The 21,606-nt window shown below is 35.3% G+C and carries 18 protein-coding genes and 1 pseudogene; 3 read left to right on the forward strand and 16 right to left on the reverse strand.

The features are described 5' to 3' along the window. Positions 1-35: 35 nt before the first annotated feature. From alaS to nagB, 10 genes and pseudogenes are all read right to left on the reverse strand, one after another. A complete protein-coding gene (gene alaS, locus DQM95_RS06595; protein ID WP_037591821.1) occupies positions 36-2,657 on the reverse strand; it encodes an alanine--tRNA ligase in 2,622 nt (873 codons plus the stop codon). A gap of 291 nt (positions 2,658-2,948) precedes the next feature. After that, the gene (gene prsA / locus DQM95_RS06600) at positions 2,949-3,893 is read right to left on the reverse strand and encodes a peptidylprolyl isomerase PrsA (protein ID WP_037591820.1); all 945 of its coding nucleotides are present in this window, start codon (positions 3,891-3,893) and stop codon (positions 2,949-2,951) included. Between the two features lie 62 nt (positions 3,894-3,955). Beyond that, on the reverse strand, positions 3,956-4,663 hold the full coding sequence (locus tag DQM95_RS06605) for an O-methyltransferase (RefSeq protein WP_037591818.1): 708 nt from the start codon (positions 4,661-4,663) through the stop codon (positions 3,956-3,958). Positions 4,664-4,802: 139 nt separating this feature from the next. Further along, positions 4,803-6,032, reverse strand: a complete 1,230-nt coding sequence (locus DQM95_RS06610) for an L-lactate MFS transporter (RefSeq protein ID WP_037591817.1) — start codon at positions 6,030-6,032, stop codon at positions 4,803-4,805. A 124-nt stretch (positions 6,033-6,156) separates the two neighbouring features. Then, positions 6,157-6,798, reverse strand: a complete 642-nt coding sequence (locus DQM95_RS06615) for an HAD family hydrolase (RefSeq protein ID WP_037591816.1) — start codon at positions 6,796-6,798, stop codon at positions 6,157-6,159. Positions 6,799-6,849: 51 nt separating this feature from the next. Next, entirely contained in the window at positions 6,850-8,658 is a 1,809-nt protein-coding gene (gene pepF, locus DQM95_RS06620) for an oligoendopeptidase F (protein ID WP_037591814.1), read from the reverse strand. A 16-nt stretch (positions 8,659-8,674) separates the two neighbouring features. Next, positions 8,675-9,619, reverse strand: a complete 945-nt coding sequence (locus tag DQM95_RS06625) for a competence protein CoiA (protein ID WP_037591812.1) — start codon at positions 9,617-9,619, stop codon at positions 8,675-8,677. Between the two features lie 75 nt (positions 9,620-9,694). Next, positions 9,695-10,840 carry an MFS transporter gene (locus DQM95_RS06630; protein WP_037591810.1) on the reverse strand — a complete coding sequence of 382 codons (1,146 nt, stop codon included), beginning with the start codon at positions 10,838-10,840 and terminating at the stop codon, positions 9,695-9,697. 85 nt (positions 10,841-10,925) lie between these two features. After that, positions 10,926-11,641: pseudogene (locus tag DQM95_RS06635) on the reverse strand (pseudouridine synthase). A 65-nt stretch (positions 11,642-11,706) separates the two neighbouring features. Further along, entirely contained in the window at positions 11,707-12,411 is a 705-nt protein-coding gene (gene nagB / locus DQM95_RS06640; RefSeq protein ID WP_037591809.1) for a glucosamine-6-phosphate deaminase, read from the reverse strand. A gap of 180 nt (positions 12,412-12,591) precedes the next feature. On the opposite strand from nagB, the gene queA reads away from it, so the two are divergent. After that, positions 12,592-13,620, forward strand: a complete 1,029-nt coding sequence (gene queA / locus DQM95_RS06645; protein ID WP_012658715.1) for a tRNA preQ1(34) S-adenosylmethionine ribosyltransferase-isomerase QueA — start codon at positions 12,592-12,594, stop codon at positions 13,618-13,620. Positions 13,621-13,659: 39 nt separating this feature from the next. Here queA and DQM95_RS06650 read toward each other — a convergent pair whose 3' ends face one another. The 6 genes from DQM95_RS06650 to DQM95_RS06675 form a co-directional block, all read right to left on the reverse strand. Next, complete coding sequence (locus DQM95_RS06650) at positions 13,660-14,700, reverse strand: serine hydrolase (protein WP_037592486.1); 1,041 nt, start codon at positions 14,698-14,700, stop codon at positions 13,660-13,662. A gap of 165 nt (positions 14,701-14,865) precedes the next feature. Then, positions 14,866-15,474 (reverse strand): superoxide dismutase SodA, encoded by a 609-nt coding sequence (sodA, locus tag DQM95_RS06655; protein WP_037591808.1) that lies wholly within the window; start codon positions 15,472-15,474, stop codon positions 14,866-14,868. Between the two features lie 96 nt (positions 15,475-15,570). Beyond that, a complete protein-coding gene (holA, locus tag DQM95_RS06660) occupies positions 15,571-16,611 on the reverse strand; it encodes a DNA polymerase III subunit delta (RefSeq protein ID WP_012658718.1) in 1,041 nt (346 codons plus the stop codon). A 42-nt stretch (positions 16,612-16,653) separates the two neighbouring features. Next, positions 16,654-18,912 carry a DNA internalization-related competence protein ComEC/Rec2 gene (locus DQM95_RS06665; RefSeq protein WP_111685979.1) on the reverse strand — a complete coding sequence of 753 codons (2,259 nt, stop codon included), beginning with the start codon at positions 18,910-18,912 and terminating at the stop codon, positions 16,654-16,656. Then, positions 18,893-19,573, reverse strand: a complete 681-nt coding sequence (locus DQM95_RS06670) for a helix-hairpin-helix domain-containing protein (protein ID WP_012658720.1) — start codon at positions 19,571-19,573, stop codon at positions 18,893-18,895. The genes DQM95_RS06665 and DQM95_RS06670 overlap by 20 nt, the downstream gene beginning before the upstream one ends. Before the next feature lie 62 nt (positions 19,574-19,635). Beyond that, positions 19,636-20,376 (reverse strand): lysophospholipid acyltransferase family protein, encoded by a 741-nt coding sequence (locus tag DQM95_RS06675; protein ID WP_012658721.1) that lies wholly within the window; start codon positions 20,374-20,376, stop codon positions 19,636-19,638. A gap of 122 nt (positions 20,377-20,498) precedes the next feature. Between DQM95_RS06675 and DQM95_RS06680 the strand changes: the two genes are divergently transcribed. Continuing rightward, entirely contained in the window at positions 20,499-21,284 is a 786-nt protein-coding gene (locus DQM95_RS06680) for a tRNA1(Val) (adenine(37)-N6)-methyltransferase (RefSeq protein ID WP_111685980.1), read from the forward strand. Positions 21,285-21,324: 40 nt separating this feature from the next. After that, positions 21,325-21,594: a GIY-YIG nuclease family protein gene (locus DQM95_RS06685; protein ID WP_012658723.1), complete on the forward strand. Its 270-nt coding sequence runs from the start codon at positions 21,325-21,327 to the stop codon at positions 21,592-21,594. Positions 21,595-21,606: the final 12 nt, after the last annotated feature.

Here is a 21,606-nt window from a genome sequence, read left to right on the forward strand (position 1 = left end):
CAAAAGAAGCTAGGCAAATACCTAGCTTCTTTATGTTATTTCATTTTATCAGCAACTGAAGAAAGCAACGTTTCGATTTGCGAAGCATCAGAACCACCTGCCATGGCCATGTCTGGTTTTCCTCCACCACGACCAGAAACAATTGGTGCCAATTCTTTAATCAGATTACCAGCATGAACGTCTTTTGTTTGACTAGCAACCAATACATTGACTTTTTCCCCAATTGAAGCAACTAAAACTAAGATATCAGAATAATCTTTTTGTTTCCAATTATCAGCAAAGGTACGCAATGCTCCAGCATCTGAAACAGATACTTGTTTAGCAATATAACGGATACCATTTGCCTCTTTGACATCTTTAAAGAGGTCACCAGCTTGAGCTGCAGCCGCTTTTTCTTTAAGTTCAGCATTTTCTTTTTGTAAGTCACGAACTTGTTCAGAAAGACTAGCCACTTTTGCTGGTACTTCTTTTAATTGCGGAGCTTTTAAGTTAGCAGCAATTTCCTTAAGAGCATCTTCACGTTGGCGGAAAGCTTCGAAAGCTTGTTGTCCAGTTAAAGCTAAGATACGACGGGTACCCGAACCAATTCCTTCTTCCTTAACAATCTTGAATAAGCCAATTTCAGAAGTATTTGATAAATGGGTACCACCACAAAGCTCAACAGAGTAGTCACCAATTGTAACAACACGAACCACTTTACCATATTTCTCACCAAAGAGAGCCATAGCTCCCATTGATTTAGCAGTGTCAACATCTGTTTCGATGGTATTAACCGCAATGGCATTCCAGATTTGTTGATTGACTTCTTCTTCAATACGACGAAGTTCTTCAGCTGTTACAGCTTCAAAATGTGTAAAGTCAAAACGAAGGAACTCTTCTTCATTCAATGAACCAGCCTGAGTAGCATGATCACCAATGATGTTATGAAGAGCAGCATGGAGCAAATGAGTAGCCGTATGATTTTTTTCTACTGCATAGCGACGTTTATGGTCTATTTCAAGAACATAGGAGCTATCAATTGAAAGGCTAGCTAATACGTCAACGGTATGAAGTGCTTGACCATTAGGTGCTTTTTGGACATCGGTAACCTTAGCTAAGATATCGCCCTTATCATTTTTAATAACACCATGGTCGGCTACTTGACCACCCATTTCCGCATAGAAAGGTGTCCGGTCAAAAACAAGTAATGCTTGGCCTTCTGAAACCATGTCGCTACGTTCATTGTCAACAACAATGACTGAAAGATTAGCTGTAAGCGTTTCTTCTTCATAAGAGAAGACTGAAGCTTCTGTAATTCCAGCTAAGGTTTCATTTTGCATTCCCATAGAACCACCTTTAACAACAGCAGCACGCGCACGGTCTTGCTGTTCTTTCATGGCAGCCTTGAATCCCTCATGATCAATCTTATAACCCGCATCTTCTGCTAATTCCTCAGTTAATTCTACTGGGAAACCATAGGTATCGTACAATTTAAAGATATCTTTACCTTCTAATGTGTCTTTACCTTCTTCTTTTAACTGCGCTAGCAATTGATCCAAGTGACCAGATCCAGCATCGATGGTACGTGCAAATGTTTCTTCTTCACGTTTGATAATTTTTTCAATAAAGTCCCTTTTTTCAAGGATTTCTGGGTAATAAGACTCCATAATTTGACCAACAGTCACAACGAGTTTGTAAAGGAAGGTCTCAGTAATCCCCAAACGACGACCATGCATAACAGCACGACGAAGTAAGCGACGAAGCACATAACCACGTCCTTCATTTCCTGGAAGAGCACCATCGCCAATTGCGAATGAAAGGGCACGAATATGATCCGCAATAACTTTAAAGCTCATATTGTCGCCATCTTGGTCGTAAGGTTTGCCTGAAAGTTTTTCAACTTCTGAAATAATTGGCATAAATAAATCGGTTTCGAAGTTTGTTTTAGCCCCTTGCATCACCGCAACAAGACGCTCTAAACCAGCACCCGTATCAATATTTTTATTAGGAAGTTCTTTATATTCTGAACGCGGAATTTCCGGATCAGCATTGAATTGTGACAAGACGATATTCCAAATCTCAATGTAACGATCATTTTCAATATCTTCTTCTAAAAGACGAATCCCTATATTTTCTGGGTCAAAAGCTTCGCCACGATCAAAGAAAATCTCAGTATCAGGACCTGAAGGACCCGCACCAATTTCCCAGAAGTTTTCTTCTAAAGGAATCAAATGACTTGGGTCTACACCCAATGAAATCCAACGGTTGTAAGAATCCATATCCTCTGGATAGTAAGTCATGTATAGTTTTTCTTTAGGAAAGGCAAACCATTCAGGACTTGTCAAAAGCTCAAATCCCCATTCGATGGCTTCATCACGGAAATAATCTCCAATAGAAAAATTACCAAGCATTTCAAACATGGTGTGGTGACGAGCAGTCTTACCAACATTTTCAATATCATTTGTACGTATAGATTTTTGAGCATTGGTAATACGAGGATTTTCAGGAATAACAGACCCATCAAAATATTTTTTTAAGGTTGCAACACCTGAATTAATCCAAAGCAATGTAGGGTCGTTAACTGGAACCAAATTTGCAGAAGGTTCTACAGAATGACCTTTTGATTTCCAAAAATCCAACCACATTTGGCGAATTTGGGCAGATGACATGTGTTTCATAATGTTCAGATAGCAAGAGAAAATGAATTCTCTCGTTCCTTTCTTTTAGTTCTCCTTGGAAATAAACATAAAACAAGCCCATATCACAGAGGGCGAAAACCGCGGTACCACCTCTATTCAATGAACTTGTCATTATCTTTATCATATTTTCGATTGTAACAATTAAGTAGCATGTTTATCGGATTTTCCATGACTTTCAGCAACCGTCATTTTTCTGTATCCAATCCCTGACAAACAATTCTTAACTAACTTATTATACAGTCTTTTTTCATTTCGGTCAACGACTTGCCTTTATTTCCCTACTGAACTTGTTAAAGCATTGTTGGTATTATTTTTATTAGAAGCAAATTGTGACAAGATATTTGCAAAGGCTTTGTCTTTAATTTTAACATTTGCCTTATCTAAAGTTTTTGAAATCACTTTGTTTTGGAAGTTACTGTCGTTTTCCTTTTCATTCATAATGATTTCTTTTAGTCGTGATTTGTATTCTTTCCAATCGGCTTTTTTCTCAGCTTTCTTGACTAAATGAACCACATAAAATTTTTTCTGATAAGTTCTTGAATCCATAACTGTAATAACAGCTGATTTTTCACCTTCATTTAATTTTGCTGTTTCTTTAATGACATCACTTGGTAAAACAGTGTCGGCTGAATCAAAGGTGTAATCAATTTTTTTATTGGCTTCAGTCGTGTTTTCTTTTGCGATGTTAGCAAAGTCAGCACCTTCAGCTTTTGTTTCTTCTAAAACTTTTTTGGCTTTTTCTTCATCATCAAAAGCAATAACTTGTGTTGTCATTTCAGGGGTATATGATTCAAAAGCTTTTTTATAATTATCATCTGTTAGTTCTTTTTTGGCAGCTTGTTTTACCGCATATTCAACTAACATTGTAGTGCGAATTTGTTTTTTATAGGTGTCCGTTGTCAGTCCTGCCTGTGCTAAAGCATCAGAGAAAGAAGAACCGTACTGCTTAGCCGTTTTATTATAAGATTCCTCAACCTTTTTCTCAGGGACACTTTTACCATATTCTTTTTCAAAGACACGTGATAAAATCAAACTCAACATGGATTGTTGTGCCGCTGTTGACGTTTTAGCTTCATTATAAAAGTCAGTTACTGTAATGGTATCACCTTTCATGGTAACTACTTTTGTATTGTCACTTGTTGAAGAACATGCTGCAAGGGTAAGGACAGATGCAAGCGTTACAAATCCCGTAACAATTTTTTTTGATGTATTCATGTAATGTTAGACTCCTTTTAATCTTTAACCTCATTATTATAACACAATTTCTTAAAAATTACTTAATCTACGAGGTCTACAAACTCTTTATTCTTACGAATCATTAACAAACCATCACTGAGTGGAATCAAACTAGCTGATAAATCTGGATGGTCTAGAGTCGCTTGAAAAAGTTTATGCAAACCACGGTAAATCGTACGTTGACCTCTTCTAACTTCTTCAATAGGTTTAGCAATATCACCACCTTGAAAAACATCATCAATAATAATAATGCCACCAACCTTAAGATTCCGTAATATTTCTGGAAGAAAAACAATGTATTTCGATTTCGCAGAATCTAGAAAAACAAAATCAAATTCTTGGTTCAATGTTGATAGGATATCTGCTGCATCACCTTCTAAAAGCGAAATCTGATGACGACTATCGTATTTTTCAAAATTTTTCTTTGCTAATTCAATCATTTCTGGATTGCGATCAATCGTGGTAATGGATGCCGTCGGAACATTTTCTGCCATCAAAAGGGCTGAAAAACCAATGGCCGTCCCAACTTCCAGAATAGCTTTAGGCTGTATAGTTTGTAGCAGTACCCTAAAATAGGCTACAACTTCATGTTGAATAATTGGAATATTTTCTTGCCTTGCAAAAGCTTCAATTTCTGCTAAAAATGACTCATTTTGCTTTTGTTTCGTCCTCATAAATGATACGATTTCTTCTTTCACAACCGGACGACGCATGTTGTGATTTGCATTTTCGCTATAAGATTTAACCATGGATTTAGCATATCACAGTTCCTCAAACAGTGTCAAGAATAGTGAAGGACTGCTCTTGAAACAAAAAACCACTAACTCAATAATTAGTGGTTTTCATTATTCATATGATTAAATCCCCATTGAATGAATCTTATAAGTATTAATCTATTACTGTCTGTCTTCTAGCATACATTACTCTCAACCAAATAGTAATTGATAAGGCTATCACATAAAGGGCAATGAAAAATTGTAAGGTAGTAGAATAGCTATGTGTCCATTCAAAAGTAATTGACAATAGCATTGGACCGACCAAAGCAGCAATCCCCCAAGCTGTCAAAATGTAGCCATGTAGTGTTGCTAATTCTTTTGCGCCAAAAATATCACTAAGATATGGTGGTATTAATGAGAAACCAGCACCATAACATGTCATCAAAATGGCCATTGCCGATACAAAAATGAATGGCATTTGGAAAAATAACAATAGGAAAGACATCATGATATTGACCATAAAAAGAACGATAAAGGTCATTGGTCTTCCAATGAAATCTGAAAGACTAGCCCAAAACAGACGCCCAAATCCATTGAAAACCCCCATCACACCGACAACCATTGCTGCTGTAGTCACTGACATTCCTGCAACATCCTGTGCCATTGGAGCAACCACCGAAATGAGACCCAAACCACATGAAATATTGATAAAAAGGATTAGCCAAAGAGTGTAGAACTCTTTTGTTCTCAATGCTTCTTTTGCGGACATTCCTTGACTTAGATTTGTATGTTTTTGATCTTTAGCTTTTAAAACTAATTGTTGGAACTCACTATCACTTGGTTTTTGAATAAATTGAGCAGAAAGTAACATAACCACAAAATAAATCAAACCTAAGATGTAGAATGTGTTGACCAAACCTCTTGAAGAAATCAGTGATTGAGCTACAGGACTAGTCAAGAGAGAAGCAAAACCAAATCCCATAATCGCTAAACCAGTTGCTAAACCTCTCTTATCAGGGAACCACTTAATGATGGTTGAGACTGGAGTAATGTAACCAGACCCTAGACCTAAACCACCGATGACACCATATCCCAAATATAACAAGCCTAATTCATGATTTTGAATAGCCAAGCCAGCTAACATGGTTCCACCTGCGTATAAGAAGGCAGATAGGCTACCTGTCAATCTTGGACCAAACTTTTCAACCAATTTGCCCATGAAAGCAGCTGACATTCCAAGACAAAAAATAGCTAATGAAAATGCAAAGGCTACAGAGGATTGACTCCAGCCTGTTTCAGTCATAATTGGATTTCTAAAAACACTCCAAGCATATGTTGAGCCTAGCATCAAATGAAAAATCACTCCAGCAGTAGCAACAAGATATCGATTAGTTTTTTTCACCAAGAACCTCTTTCTACAGAAACGAACATTTTATGTTTATTGTGTTGTTTACGTTAGGTTTTCAGTTTATTAAACTTTGATATATTTGTCAAAAAAAATGCTTGCAAAGTTTTTTCCGTATATTCTAGAAAAAGAAACTATAGATATCTTGAAACTGCTGAACAATGTGATCACAAGAAGATAAATCTTGTTTTGGATAGTCAGGATTTGCAAAACCAATACAGGTCATACCGGCAGCTTTTGCAGCACGACTCCCATTTTTTGTATCTTCGATAACGGTACATATTTCTGGACTAGCACCTAACAATTCAGCTGCTTTTAAAAAGACATCCGGTTCGGGTTTGGAATGAGCGACTTCCTCTCCACTTACTTTAACAGTAAACGCATTAGAAATGCCTAATTCCTTTAAATTTCTTTCAATATCACTTTTTGGCGACGAGGACGCTACTGCTAATTGATAGCCATTCTCCTTCAATTTGGTAATAAAATCAATAACGCCTTCAATTGGTCTCACACCATCCTTTTGAATCATTTCTTCACGACGGTGATTCATTTCGAGAATCAGATCTTCGACTGAATCTTCCAGATGGCATTCCTCTTTCATGACCCTCCACATGTAATCAAAGGTGGTCCCCATAAACTGATATTGGTAAGATTCATCAGTATCGATACCTCTATCCAACAACATCTGTGTCTTACTGCTTAAAAATGTGTATTCGGAATCCACAATCACGCCATCCATATCAAAAATAACATATTTTGTCATTATTTTCTCCCTTTTCTCTTGAACAATAGTTCTTATTTGAAGAACATCTCCTTAAGCCTTAAGATGAACCCCTTTTGCCACTAATTCTTCTAGCTCATTCAGTCGAGCTTCAAAAACTTTAAAAGCTGCTTTTAAATAAGTTCCATCTGTCATATCCACTCCTGCTTTTTTGATAACATTAAGTGGATAATCCGAGTTTCCAGATTTTAAATAATTGAGGTAATTTTCTTTATCTTCATCGCTACCATGAACCACTTGATGAGCTAAATAATTTGCTGCAGCGAAGCCAGTAGCATATTGATAAACATAATAATTATAGTAAAAATGTGGTATCCTTGCCCATTCGTACTGAATAAAACTATTTTCTTTTTTCGGAAGATTATAGTATTTTTCATTTAGATCAGCATAAAGATGATTGAGGTAATCACTGGTCAAAACTTCCCCATTTTGGTCAGCAAGATGAACCGCATGTTCAAATTCTGCAAACTGTGTCTGACGGAAAATGGTTCCTCTAAAGCCATCTAAATAATGATTTAAAATAGTGAAACGTTGTTTCTCGTCTTCAACATCATTTAAGAGTGCCTCTGTTAAAATATTCTCATTTGTAGTTGAGGCAATTTCTGCTAAGAAGATACTATAGTCACCATATACATATGGTTGATATTTACGTGTTAAAGCCGAATGCAAACTGTGACCTGTTTCATGAATTAAGGTAAACAAGTTGTCTAGATTATCTTGCCAATTTAATAACATAAAGGCATTGGTATCGTAAGAGCCACCTGAATAAGCTCCTGATCTTTTACCTTTCTTGACCTGGACATCTATCCATCGTTCAGTAAATGCTTGATGCACAATATCACTGTATTCTGTTCCAAAGATTTGAAGAACTTTTTCAGCTTTTTCCAAAGCCTCATCATAGCTTAATGTCATCGTCATTTCTGATAATGGAGTGTAAACATCGTACATTTTCAAGCTATCTAAACCAAGTACTTCTTGTCGCAATTTCAAATAACGGTGCAATAAAGGCAAGTGATTGTTCACTTCTTCAATAAGAGTATCATAGACCTTTTCAGGAATAAAGTTAGCAGACATAGCTGCCTGACGGGCTGAGTCATAGTGATGAACACGAGCTTTGTAGTTTTGTACTTTCACATTGGTTTGTAGTGTCTTGGCATAGGTATGTTGGAATTGTTGGTAAGTTGAATAAAGCGCCTCATAGGCAGACTTTCTGACATTACGATTTTTAGATTCCATTAAATGAATGAAATTGCCATGAGTAATTTCAACCTCTTGATGATTTTCGTCTCTAATCACTGGAAAGAGAATATCGGCATTGTCAAGAACACTAAATGTTTCCTCAGCACCATTAAAAATTTCCTGGGCACCCGCTAATAACTCTTCTTCTAATTGAGAGAGAACATGGGACTTATTTTTTAATAAACGCTCAAAAAAATGTCGGTATAATTCTAGACCTTCTTCCTCTTTGAAGAATTCTGCTAATTCTTCCTCTGAAATCGTCATCAATTCAGGCTCATAAAATGAGAAAACTTCACTAAATAAAGCATAAAGCCCAGATGCCTTAGCATAATAGGCTTGGTATTTTGATACTCTTGTATCCTGATCATTTTTCATATGAGCATAAACATAAAGTTTTTCAATACGTCTTGCCAAATTCAGTTCTACTTCAGTAATTTCTAATAATTGTTGACTTGAATCCAGTAGGTGTCCAGCGAAACTTTTTGCTGCTTCCACCTCCTTACTTACTTGTTCAAAATCAGTTTCCCAGTCTTCATCACTGTGATAAATGGTACTTAAATCCCATGTATACTTTTCTTCTATTTGACTTGCTTGATCTGTCATGGCAACCTCCAATTTATTAGTTCTCTTTTATTTTAACATAAAGGAATGGAGGATAAAGCGTTTGCACTTTTTTATCTTTCATTTTCTGATAAAAACGATCAAAAGATTCATAATATGACTGTAAATTTTCATGAATCTGACAAAATGGAATGTCGGAAAAGGGTGGTCTAATTTGAGGATAAAAGGTTTCTAGAGGTTCTGTTAATAAATTCTTACCTTGAAGATAAGCATCTTCTTGTCGCTTAAGCCAAGATTTGTCTCTACGACATAAAGATTTTTTGATTTTACCTATCACCTCTTGATCCATGTGAAGAGTCATTTTTGAAGCACAGCTTTTTTGAAAAGGGAGTCTTAAAAAAGCCATAATATTGTCCTTAAAGGAACATCTTTTGGTTAAATAGCACAGCTTTCCAAATAAATTTTGATGAATCATATAGTGTAGTCGGAGTTCTTCTTTTTCTAAATCTAGTTCCCAAAGATAAAAACCGATAAACCAAGAAAAGGCTAAAAACTGTTTTTGCAGGTGATTTAATTTCTTTCTTAACCAAAGTTTTTTACCTAAAAGCCAATAAACCATATACCCTTCACGATGGTATGCGTTTGTTCTCTCAATTAAGCGGTCGATGGGTAAAGGGCTACATTGAACTTCTAAAATTAATTTATGATTAATACATAAATCAGCTATCTGTCCAAACTCAGGAAAAACCTTTTCAATACGGACGTCTTCTGTTTTGCTGATGATCTTGTATAAAGTTGCTTTTAATTGTAAATGCTCTACCGATTCATTTTCAGAAAAGAAGTGACAATCCCTTAAATGCTTATGAGCAAAGTGAGGACGCATGACTTTTCCCTTTTTTAGACATAAGCTTTGCCCACACCCTGGGCAAAAATAATCCTTTGAAAGAGGAAACTCACCTAAAAGATGACACAATTTCCCCTCAGAATCCAATGCTGTTAACACTCTGATCTTCCTCACTTTCTGTCACTATCTATCTATTCGAAAAATGCTCCCCAAATTGGGGAGCTCAACGGTCTCTTAATCTTTCTCAAGTAAAGCATAGACAACTATTACTATTACCATCAAAATTGCAGTGATATAAAAGGGTGTCACGAATGATTCCAAACGGAATTGTGCAGGAAGTTTCGTTAGAAGCAAAGGCGTCATGATAACACCAATATTTCCAGCAGTAATTGCTAAGCTGGTAACAAAGTGATTATGTTCTTTTTCAAAATGATTTGCAATGTAATAAAAAACAGATGACATGGTACCAACAAAGCTTGAACCAATCAAAATTGCAGCAATATAAAAAATAACAGTATGATTGCTAAAGGTAAAAAGTAAATTTCCGAGTCCCATTAATAGAATCATTAATAGCATGGTTTTAACTTTAAAAATTTTTGTTAATTGTCCAAAAATCAAACCAATAAAGATACCTGAAAATGCTAAGATCGTTAAAACATTACTTGCAAAAAAACTTGAATAGCCATATTTATTGACAAGCAAAGTAGGAATTTTAATGGTCGCACCAATGTATGAAATCCCTACAAAAAAGGTTATTAACATTAAGAGTAAGACACTTTTGTTAAAAATACTCGCACTCTTTATCGGTAAAACATCATGGTCTTTTGAAGGGATGAATCTTGTGAATAGGAAGAAAACCGGAATAACCAAGAGATAAACCAAATAAGTGTAATTAACACCAATCATCAAAGCTAAACCGACCATAAAAGTTGTCAAAGCTTTACCTATATTTAGGGTCGCCGTACGAAAACCAATCATACTTGCGCGTTCTTCACCTTCATAGTAATCGCTAATGATACTAATCGATAGAGAATTATAGAGTCCAATACCAATTCCAAGGATTAAACGACCAATCATAGCAAGAGGAAATGATTTAGCAAAAAAAGAAATAAGAGCAGATAACAAGATCAAAATCAGTCCGAGCTGAACTGTTTTTTTCTGACCCAATTTTGCAACAACTAAGTTACTAATTATCACAAACAAGGTGATCATCATTGCGGGTAAGGTCACTAAGCTCTCAACGGAAGCTAACCCAATATGGGGATTATGTGTATGATAGTACTTGAATAGTTTAGGAATAGCAGGGGCAATCGCAAGATGCGACATGAGGAAAAGAGAAATTGATAACAAGGACAATTTCTTTACTATAGGGTTGTTCATATCTATCTCCTTATAAAAAGTTACTTTACAAGTATATAGATACTCCCCTAATTTTTCAAGGATTGTGAATTATTTCATGAAGATTCTAATCAAAGAATGCAATCAATTTCAGTTTCTCATTCCAATCTAAAGGACGATACTTTCCTAAAGGTAGGTTTCCTAAAGAAAGCCCTGCAAAACTGACACGTCTTAAGTAGGTTACTTTGAGACCATAGGACAAAAACATTTTTTTAACTTGGTGGAATTTCCCTTCTGAAATGGTTAGATAGGCTTTTGACAGGTTTTGTTGACAATTAATAACTTCTAAGACCGCAGGTTTACATACAGTACCGTCTAAAAAAACAATTCCTGATCTGAAGAATAAAGGAGCATCTTCTCCTAAAAAACCATTAACTTCTACATAATAGGTTTTTTCGACATGATGACTAGGATGAAGCATCCTAAAACCAAGAGGACCATTATCCGTTACCAAGACAAGGCCTTCTGTATCCCGATCTAGCCGCCCCACTGGGTATAGCCCTTCTACTCGATCTTCAGGTTTCAAAAGATCAAAAAGTGTCGGATGATTTTGGTCCAAACGAGCTGTTACATAGCCTGAGGTTTATGTATTAAAAAATAGTGATGGGAATAACCTTCAATTTTTTTCCCATCGACGATAAGTTCCTGAAATCCAGTATCAACATTTTGACTGATAGACTGAGCTATTTTTTCATCAAGCACAACCTTCTGATTTTTAATCATTTTTTTGACTTCTGTTCTAGAGCCAATCCTTGCTTTTTCTAATAATTTATCCAATCTCATGTTTTTAGTGTAACATAAAAAGAGTTGAGAAAACTCAACTCTTTGAACAAATTATTTCTGTCAGGTTAATCAAGCTCGGAAGCTGCTTCTTCATCAACGATAACAACAACATTATCATGGTTTTGGAGAACACTTGCTGGAAGTGACTCTGTAATTGGACCTGTAATCATTTCTTTTACAGCGTAAGCTTTTTCCTTACCAAAAGCCATTAAAACAATCATTTTTGATCCCATTATGGAAGCAATCCCCATTGAAACTGCCTGTTTTGGTACATCCTCTTTACTTGCGAAGAAACGACTATTAGCTTCGATAGTAGACTCTTCCAAATCAACCACATGCGTGCGAATATCAAAGGGAGTTCCTGGTTCATTGAAACCAATATGACCATTTCTACCAATGCCAAGAATTTGAAAATCAATAGGATGTTCCGCAATCAGATTATCGTAACGGCTAACTTCTGCACTTAAATCTTTGGCCAAACCATTTGGTAAATAATTTTCCTTAAAGGGTTTATGATTAAAGAGGTTTTCACGCATAAAGTAGTCATAGCTTTGGTCATGTTCAACTGGCAAGCCAACATACTCATCTAAATTGATACTTGTCACGTCAGAAAAAGAGAGGTCACTCTTAACAATTTCTTTATAGAATGTTAGAGGAGTGCTTCCAGTAGCCAATCCTAATGTTTTTGCACCATGGGCTAAACTTTCTTTTAAAAGTGAAAAAGCAACTTGTCCGCCTTCTTCTTGATTTTTTACACGAATAACTTTCATTTGTATCTCCTTTATTGGTATAGACCTTTTATATTTTTATTATATGGTATATACCAATTTTTGTCAAGCTTCTTCTCTCTTTTTTAGTAACATATTAATGACGTAGCCGTAGACAAGTGTTATAATGATAAGGATTTGGTTTGAAAGTTAATCCACTGTCAAACCCATTAAGGAGAAGTTATGCATACAAACGATTTTGATTTTGATTTACCAGAGGAACTCATTGCACAAACACCATTAGAAAAACGCGATAGTTCCAGACTTTTAATCATTGATCATCAAACAAAAGAAATGACAGATAGCCACTTTGATCAGATTGTTGACCAATTAAACCCCGGTGATGCACTTGTTATGAATAACACGCGTGTCCTACCTGCTAGGCTTCATGGTGAGAAACCAGATACACATGGACATGTGGAATTGCTCTTACTAAAAAATACCAAAGAGGATCAATGGGAAGTACTAGCAAAACCAGCTAAACGCCTTAAAGTTGGCAGTAAAGTTAGCTTTGGAGACGGACGTTTGACAGCTACTGTCATCGAAGAGTTGGACCACGGTGGCCGTATCGTTGAGTTTAGCTATTCTGGTATTTTTTTAGAGGTTTTAGAGAGCTTAGGGGAAATGCCTTTACCGCCATACATCCATGAGAAACTAGAGGATTCTGAACGTTACCAAACAGTTTATGCTAAAGAAAATGGATCTGCAGCTGCGCCAACGGCTGGCTTGCATTTTACTGAGGCTTTACTTAAAAAAATTAAAGATAAAGGTGTTCATCTCGTTTACCTAACCTTACACGTTGGATTAGGAACTTTCAGACCCGTTTCTGTGGACAGTGTTGACGAACATGAAATGCATTCAGAATTTTACCATCTTTCAGAAGAAGCTGCGCAAACATTACGCCAAGTGAAAGCCAATGGCGGACGATTGGTTGCAGTTGGAACAACCTCAATCCGCACTTTAGAAACAATTGGTACCAAATTTGATGGGGACATCCAAGCTGATTCTGGCTGGACAAATATCTTTATCAAACCCGGCTACCAATTTAAAGTAGTGGATGCCTTTTCTACGAATTTCCATTTACCAAAATCTACCCTTGTCATGCTTGTTTCAGCATTTGCTGGAAGAGAATTTGTCTTAGAGGCCTATCAACATGCTGTAAATGAAAAATATCGATTCTTCAGTTTTGGAGATGCTATGTTTGTTAAATAAGATATCAAAAACCGTAAGATAAAAGATTATCTTACGGTTTTAGTTTTTATTCATATTAACGCGGTGCCATTCATTAATGACATAGGTTAAAGCAACTAGCTGGTTATAGCCTAAAGTTGAAATCTCCTCAGATTCTTCTGTACTACCACCTAAATTTTTTGAATAAAGCGCAATTAAATAAGGGCTTTTCTCACATACAATGGCATCCACATTAAGAGCTTCTCTGACATAACCCGGTTTTTGATAGATTGTTAAATCAGGTAAGTAAGTCTTATAATACTGATTTGGAAAAGATTCCCCAATATAATACAAGACATCTTGGTATTTTTCTTGATGTTTCCACAAATAGTCCAATACTTGGATGTAGTAATCACTAGTTGTTTTATTTCCATTTTGTTGAATGGTTTTAATTGTAGCTTTTGATTTACCATATCTACCCAGTTTTTGATATGCTTTTTCCATTCCACCAAGTCGTTCTGCGAGTGCATAGGCTGGAGTGTTCTCAGAATAAACCAAAGAATATTCTTGCATTTCAGGAATAGACATAGCACCTGCAAACTGCCCTACATAAGCCTCATGTTCTTTTTCGTATTCGTAGGTAGTCTGTGTAATATCGAATCGTTGGTCCATTGTGTATTTGCCTTTTGCTACTGCGTCCACAACCAACATATTTAATGGAAGTTTATAGGTACTACCAGCAGTCATAGGTTGTGTATCATTCATCGAAAAGGTCTTTCCCGTCTCAATGTCCTTGTAAGAAAACGCAATCTGATCATGAGCTATACCAAATTCATCAAGATAAGCCTTGACGGTGTCCACTAAACTTAAATTAGGATAATCATAGTAAAGTCCCAAGGAGTCCATGCGTGCTAAGTCTTCTTCCATAACAGCCTGCTTAGCTTCTTTGCTCTTTTTAAATGTTTTTTTTGGCTTCTTTTTGTGAACCAAAGGAACTTGTTGAACGTGACTGTCTTTCTTTTTTTCGAATGCTGAAACAGTTACAACGAGCCCTAAAAATAAACTGACACATAAAAAAATTAGGACTTTAGTCGAATTGATTTTTCTTAAAAATGTCATCATTTGCAATCTCATTCCCCTCTAAATGATATTTTATCTCATTTTAATAAAAAATCAAGTAAATATTGCATTTTTCGAACATTTTTATTTCATTTTTATTACAAAAACTTTGAAGTTGAATTAAAAAAAGCCGAGCAAAGCTCGACCAAGATTGATATTATGCTGTTTTTACGCTTTTGCTGCTTTATAAAGCTCATCAACCTTTTTCCAATTAATAATTTCAAAGAAAGCTTTAATGTAATTTGGACGTACATTACGATAATTTAAGTAATAAGCATGTTCCCATACATCAAGACCCAAAATAGGCTGTTTACCTTCAGAAATTGGTGTATCTTGGTTTGCAGTTGAAGTTACTTCAAGTTCTCCTTCTTTATTGACAACTAACCAAGCCCAACCAGATCCAAAACGTCCCGTTGCTGCTGCTGTAAATTTTTCTTTAAATGCATCAAAAGAACCAAATGCTTCATCAATAGCAGAAGCTACTTCCGAAGTGATTTCTGTTTTCTCAGGTGAAAGAAGTTCCCAAAAAAGTGCATGGTTAAGATGTCCGCCTCCATTATTGATAAGAGCTTGACGAATATCTTCTGGAATTGATGACACATCAGATAATAACGCCACCAAATCTTCACCAATTTCTGGATGTTTTTCAAGCGCAGCATTGGCATTAGCAACATATGTCGCATGATGTTTGTCATGATGAAGAGTCATTGTTTCTTTATCAATTTGTGGCTCAAGAGCATCATATGCATATGGAAGGTCAGGTAAAATAATTGCCATAACTTAGTCCTCTTTTCCTTTATTTATAAGTCTATAGTATCGCAAAAAGAGGGACCTTTCAACTATTTTGATTAGTACATTTTAAATCCATAATCCTTACAAATACGTGTTAGTCATCATTTTTAAAAGAGCTAAATCAAAGAGATACTCTTTTTCATATAAACCTGTTTTTATTTGATAATCCGTCTTAATTAAAATTTTGACAAGACTCTTCAAATAGGGTATTGAAAGTGTTCGAGAATCTCTTAAAGCATATTTCACTTGATAGGGATTTATTTTTCTGCCAAGATAATCGGATAAGGCGAGAACCATTTGCTGTTCATTTTTCCCATCCTGACTCAAAATAGCAATTTGTAAATACAGTCTAAATTGACCTAACAATACTGCAATCAACTTGATGTCATCCTCACCAGAAAGTCTTAAATCATGCACTAATTGTCTTGAAGCATCAATATTTTTTTGAAGAACATAACGCGATAAATCAAAAATATTGTCTTGCAGTGTTTTTGGAATAGCTTCATCAATATCATCGAGGCTTATGATACCATCATTTTTATATGTTTTTAAGAAATGAAGATTTTTTACCATATCACTAAAGTCACCACTTGATTTAAGAAGTAACTTTTCAAAAACACCACTTTCAAAAGATAAGCCTAACTTGTGACTATACTTCTGAAAATAATTGTTTAATTCATGTTCTTTCAATGGATTCGCCTCAAAAAGAGTCGCATCTCGTTTTAAGAGTTTTACCAATCGTCTTTTTCCATCTAATTTACCCGGTGCAAAAATGACTAAGCGTGTTGTTTCCAATGGATTTTCGAGGTAAGCCTCCAAGTCTTTCAAGTCATTCTCATTAAGATAACTTTTCTTTTGAGTGGTAATATCTAAAAGCTGGTCAAATAAGACAATCTTGTAATCTGCAAAAAAAGGCAAACTTTGCAAATCCATTTCAGCCTGCTGGAACTGATTATCGGAAATGTCAAAATAGGAATAAGCCAAATCTTCTTTATCAAATGCAATTCTCTTTAAAAAGAGTTCCTTCATTTGACTATACTGACCAAGGTCTTCACCGGTAATAACTGTGATAAGCCCTAAATTGTCTTTAGTCATGTTTTCAATAGTCTCTATAGCAATCATAACTTTATTATATCATCTTCTATCAGAAAATGTTTAGCCTATCTATTTATCTAAATTCGGATGCGTTCTCTCCAAGCGCCACTGATGAGTCCCTGTGAGGCGTAGAGTCCCCTCTTGATCTGTCCTTAGTATTTCAACATGATTCTCTATAAGCCTGTCTAAGGTCTCTTTATGAGGATGATGAAACCTATTGTCTTTTCCCGCCGAAATAAATGCCACTTTAGGTTTGAGGACTTTTAGAAAATCGTTACTAGATGACCCTTTAGAACCATGATGTCCAACTTTTAAATAATCAATCTTCATTGAAGGGTATCTTTTTAGTATAGCATCTTCTCCTTCCTTTTCTAAATCACCAGTAAAAAGGAAGGACTTGTTTAAGAGTTTTCCATATAAAACAAGTGAGTCATTATTTCGACCATCTCCCTTTTTCCATGGATAAATGAGGTATAGCTTTCCATTCATAATATCAATACTATTACCAACTTTTAAGACGGTGACGGGATTCCCTAATTTTGACAAACGATGAACGAAATTACTATTTGTTAAACTTCCTTCACTAACAAGAATCTCTTTTATTTTAAATGACTTTGCCACCACTTCCAAGTCTCCAACATGGTCAGTATCAATGTGTGTTAAGAGTAATTGATCAATTTCTTTAATGCCTCTTGATTTTAAATATGGAATTAAGGTTCTTTCTGCATTTGCATTGCTGCTTCTTTTTTGCCAATCTTCTTTTCCTTGAAAAGCTACTGTGCCACCAACATCAATTAAGAGCGTTTTATTAGTTTTATCTCTCAGAAGAATGCTATCTCCTTGACCAACATCCACAATTGATATCTCATTTTCAAAGGGAATTGAAATCGTTTTTAAAAGGAAAAAATAAATTATCAAAAATGACAGGAGATAGGTTTTTCGATTAGCAAAAGCCATTATCAATGCAACTATAAAGATAAGTGAGAGAAAGACTAAAATAGGTGGTTGACCAAAAATAATGGGATGAGGAAACAATTCAACTACATTGACCATGACTTTTTCTAACATTTGAAATAAACTGTTAAGGTGGTAACCGGTCAATACTGGACTTATTAGAAAAATAAAAGTAAGCAAGGGAAGAATAAGGATATCGAATAAAAAAGAAAAGATAAGTGTTAAAATGATTGATACTGGGTGAAATGTTGAAAAAAATAAGATTAAAAAAGGAATAGTGGCCAATTGTAAGTAAAAAAGCCCTAAAATTTTTCCTTTTAATCCTGATGTATTTTCAGAGGGAAGGAGAGTTAAAAGGAAAGCATAGACAAAGGACAAGACTCCGCCGATGGTTAATGGGAAAAAAGGAGATATCAAGAACATTAGGAGAAAAGCCAGGCATAAATTTGTACTTCCTTTCAAACCCATATTTGCCAAATTTCGCTGCAATAGACTTCTTAATACTGAAATGCTATAACCTGTTAAACCAGCATAAATAATCGAAAAACATAATTCTAAAATAGGATAAAAGTCTCTTGGAATCCAACTTAAGATTAATCCCTTTCGGAAGAGATTTAAAAAGAAGGATACCTGCATTCCTGACAAGGCAAAAAGATGTATGATTCCTAATTGACTATAAATTTCTGTCATCTCAGAGAATGATTTATCCAAATACCCAAATAATAATCCAGTCATGTAATCAGACATGGGCTTAGGAAACTGAACTTGACTCCTTACTATGGCATATCGACGCCAAATAGCTAAATAATCGAAAAAACTTTCAGCTTTTCGAACGCTAATTGATTTTATCTCTTTCAAACGACCAATTCGATAGATTCCTTGATTTTTCAGATGGTCCTGATAGTCAAAACCATTAAAGTAGCGTTTCCTCTCAGCTTTTTTGAGTTCAATACTTCCACTGATTTGTAACAGCTGATTATTTTTCTTAAAAAAGTCTTGCTCTTTTTTGTTCTTCAATTGGTAAAAAATTTGAAAATGATTTTTTCCTTTTCTTGCTTTAAAAGATAGACTATCACCGTTTATAACAACAGAATCTGGAACTAAGATAACAGATTCGATTCGTGTTGGTTCTTGCCTGAATTGACTCTCCTGATAAGATTTGGTGAAATAAACATATGAGGCAAATAACATAAGAAGACAAGAAAGCTTTACATTTCTTTTTAATGCCCTATGTTTGAAGGCGACAACCAAAGCTGATAAGAATAAGCAAACACTGATTTTGTTTGGGAAATGTACAGCAAAAAAGACCAATAAGCACAGCAAAGAAAACTGTGGAATGGGAATTGGGAAAAACTTAGTCAATAATGATGTCATTCTTAATTTTTTCCAAGGTTTTTTGCCCAATCCCAGAGATAGTCAATAAGTCATCAATACTTTTAAACCCACCTTTTGAATCTCTAGCATCTAGTATCTCTTGCGCTCTTTTTTCACCTATTCCAGGTATCTTTCGTAAGTCCTCAATTGTCGCTTTATTAATGTTTACCTTCTGATCCCTTTGTCCACCCTGTTCTATTGACGATGACTGCTGACCCTGAGAATCAATAATTGATTTGTTCTCTCCTTTTCTAGCAACATATAGGATAGCTTCGTCACTTAATTTTTGTGCTAAATTTATTGCATTAGGATCAGCATCATCCCTCAACCCTCCAGCTATCTGAATAGCATCTGTCACACGACTATTTCTTTGTAATTGATAAACACCTTCTTTTACCACTGCTCCTTTTATATCAACCATAATGGTTTCCATTTCGGGATTCGTTTTTTCCTCCTCCCTATCGTTTTGAGCAGTAGTTGACAAATTTTCCGTCAGATTCATTTGTCTTGGTAAAGTAACTTTTTTGTCGTCTTCTTTAATTTTAAAAAAGAAAGTTAGACATATTATCAAAACTAAAGAAACAATAGCTAATAAAATACCTAGTTTCTTTTCTTTGAATGATAGCAAAAATTGTTTTATGTGATCTGTTATATCGTTCATTTTTTAATACCTCATTTATCTATCCGAAAATAAATGAAAAAAAACCATCTTTTTAGATGATTTTAAAAACGATGTTTGTCTGGATCCCATACGAAACTTGCAATAAAGGAAAAAAGTATGGTGGCAAGTAACACTAAAATCAAAATGATTGCTAAGGGTATACGATAAATATAGGAAAATAGACTTGGTTTTTTCCCAGATTGAAATGGAGCCATTTCCTTATCTAATCTATCAAATTCCGTTTGAATACGTCGAGCGACTTCTGAAATGCCTTCATCATTCATTCGTTTAATGTCTGAAACATCAATGGGATTTCCGAAGTTCATATCAACTCTCTCACCTCTAATCAACCCTTTCATAGTCATTGGTCCAAGGTAGGCTGCAGGCATAATTTTTACTTTGGCCATTTTCGCAATGACAGCTACTCCTCCCTTTACATCTTGTGAATGGCGACTACCACTTGGAAACATCACTAATGAACGATTTTCCTTTTTTAAGACATTTACTGGATATCTAATGGCATCTGGACTTGGATTTTTCCTATCAATTGGAAAGGCACCACACATTTTTATCCACCAAGCGAAAATACGATTTGTAAAAAGTTCTTTCTTAGCCATAAAAATAAATTGTTTTGGGCGAGCTGCAAATGCCATATAAACCGGATCCCAAAACGTTCGATGAGGAGCTACAAGAATATAATTGGTATCAGCTGGTAATATTTTATCTTCATTGTGATAATGGGCATTACCATTAACAACCCATAAGATAAAAACGACCAAGCCTCTTAGATAAGTATAAAACACTATTATCTCCTTTAACTATTTCTACCCAACATTGTATCATGAAAAAGGGCGATGGAAAAGGGGAAGATCTAGCACATTCATTCTGCTATCACCTAGTTTTATTTTTTGCTATAATAATAGCTATGACAGAAATAGTTTTAAAACCTGGAGAAAGAATTGATCAGCTTTTTTCTAGTAATGTTCAGATCATTCAAAATAAAGAAGTTTTTAGTTATTCCATTGACAGTGTCTTATTGTCGCGATTTCCTAATATTCCATCTAGAGGTCTTATTGTTGACCTATGTTCTGGAAATGGAGCAGTTGGCCTTTTTGCCAGTACTAAAACAAAGGCAAAGATTATTGAAATTGAACTCCAAGAAAGATTGGCTGAAATGGCTCAACGATCTATCAGGTTAAACCAATTAGATGATCAAGTTTCGATGATCTGTGATGACTTAAAAAACCTTCTCGATCATGTTCCAAGATCGGGTGTAGATCTTATTTTATGTAATCCACCATATTTCAAAGCTACTGAGAGTTCCAAAAAAAACATTTCTCAACATTACCTTTTAGCTCGACATGAACTAACTACAAATTTAGATGAGATCTGTCACATTAGCCGTCATGCCTTGAAATCAAATGGACGTCTAGCAATGGTTCATAGACCAAGTCGCTTCCTTGAAATTTTAGATACCATGAGAAAGCATGGTTTAGTGCCAAAGCGCGTTCAATTTGTTTACCCCAAAATAGGTAAAGAGGCAAATATGCTTCTTATTGAAGCTATTAAAGATGGATCAATAGACGGTTTTAAACTATTACCACCCTTAGTTGTTCATGAAGAAAATGGTGACTATACGCAACATATTCGTCGTCTATATTTTGGAGATGTTTCTGATCAAGAGAAAGCAATGACTAATACTGATGTCTGAATGTTCTCACCTTCAAAATAATCACGAGTAGGAGCAAAACATGAAGGAAGCAAAAGCATTTATGTATGTACTAGAATGTTCTGATAAAACACTCTATACTGGATATACAACTGATGTCAATAAACGACTTGAAACACATAATTCTGGAAAAGGTGCAAAATATACAAAAGCAAGATTACCAGTTAAGCTGCTGTATGTAGAAGCTTTCAATAGTAAACAAGAGGCCATGAGTGCTGAAGCCCTTTTCAAAAAAAGAAAAAGCCGAGCCCAAAAATTAGCCTATATTTCAGAACAGCAAAAAAAAGATTGAGAACTTTTGTTC

The sequence above is a fragment of the Streptococcus uberis genome, from assembly GCF_900475595.1.
Classification (GTDB): Bacteria; Bacillota; Bacilli; order Lactobacillales; family Streptococcaceae; genus Streptococcus; species Streptococcus uberis.

Coding starts and splice junctions, on each gene's coding strand:
- sodA (WP_037591808.1), bottom strand. CDS start 15,474: ATGGCAATTATTTTACCTGACCTTCCATATGCATATGATGCTCTTGAG.
- alaS (WP_037591821.1), bottom strand. CDS start 2,657: ATGAAACACATGTCATCTGCCCAAATTCGCCAAATGTGGTTGGATTTT.
- queA (WP_012658715.1), top strand. CDS start 12,592: ATGCATACAAACGATTTTGATTTTGATTTACCAGAGGAACTCATTGCA.
- DQM95_RS06630 (WP_037591810.1), bottom strand. CDS start 10,840: ATGAACAACCCTATAGTAAAGAAATTGTCCTTGTTATCAATTTCTCTT.
- DQM95_RS06670 (WP_012658720.1), bottom strand. CDS start 19,573: ATGAACGATATAACAGATCACATAAAACAATTTTTGCTATCATTCAAA.
- DQM95_RS06665 (WP_111685979.1), bottom strand. CDS start 18,912: ATGACATCATTATTGACTAAGTTTTTCCCAATTCCCATTCCACAGTTT.
- nagB (WP_037591809.1), bottom strand. CDS start 12,411: ATGAAAGTTATTCGTGTAAAAAATCAAGAAGAAGGCGGACAAGTTGCT.
- prsA (WP_037591820.1), bottom strand. CDS start 3,893: ATGAATACATCAAAAAAAATTGTTACGGGATTTGTAACGCTTGCATCT.
- pepF (WP_037591814.1), bottom strand. CDS start 8,658: ATGACAGATCAAGCAAGTCAAATAGAAGAAAAGTATACATGGGATTTA.
- holA (WP_012658718.1), bottom strand. CDS start 16,611: ATGATTGCTATAGAGACTATTGAAAACATGACTAAAGACAATTTAGGG.
- DQM95_RS06605 (WP_037591818.1), bottom strand. CDS start 4,663: ATGGTTAAATCTTATAGCGAAAATGCAAATCACAACATGCGTCGTCCG.
- DQM95_RS06650 (WP_037592486.1), bottom strand. CDS start 14,700: ATGATGACATTTTTAAGAAAAATCAATTCGACTAAAGTCCTAATTTTT.
- DQM95_RS06680 (WP_111685980.1), top strand. CDS start 20,499: ATGACAGAAATAGTTTTAAAACCTGGAGAAAGAATTGATCAGCTTTTT.
- DQM95_RS06615 (WP_037591816.1), bottom strand. CDS start 6,798: ATGACAAAATATGTTATTTTTGATATGGATGGCGTGATTGTGGATTCC.
- DQM95_RS06685 (WP_012658723.1), top strand. CDS start 21,325: ATGAAGGAAGCAAAAGCATTTATGTATGTACTAGAATGTTCTGATAAA.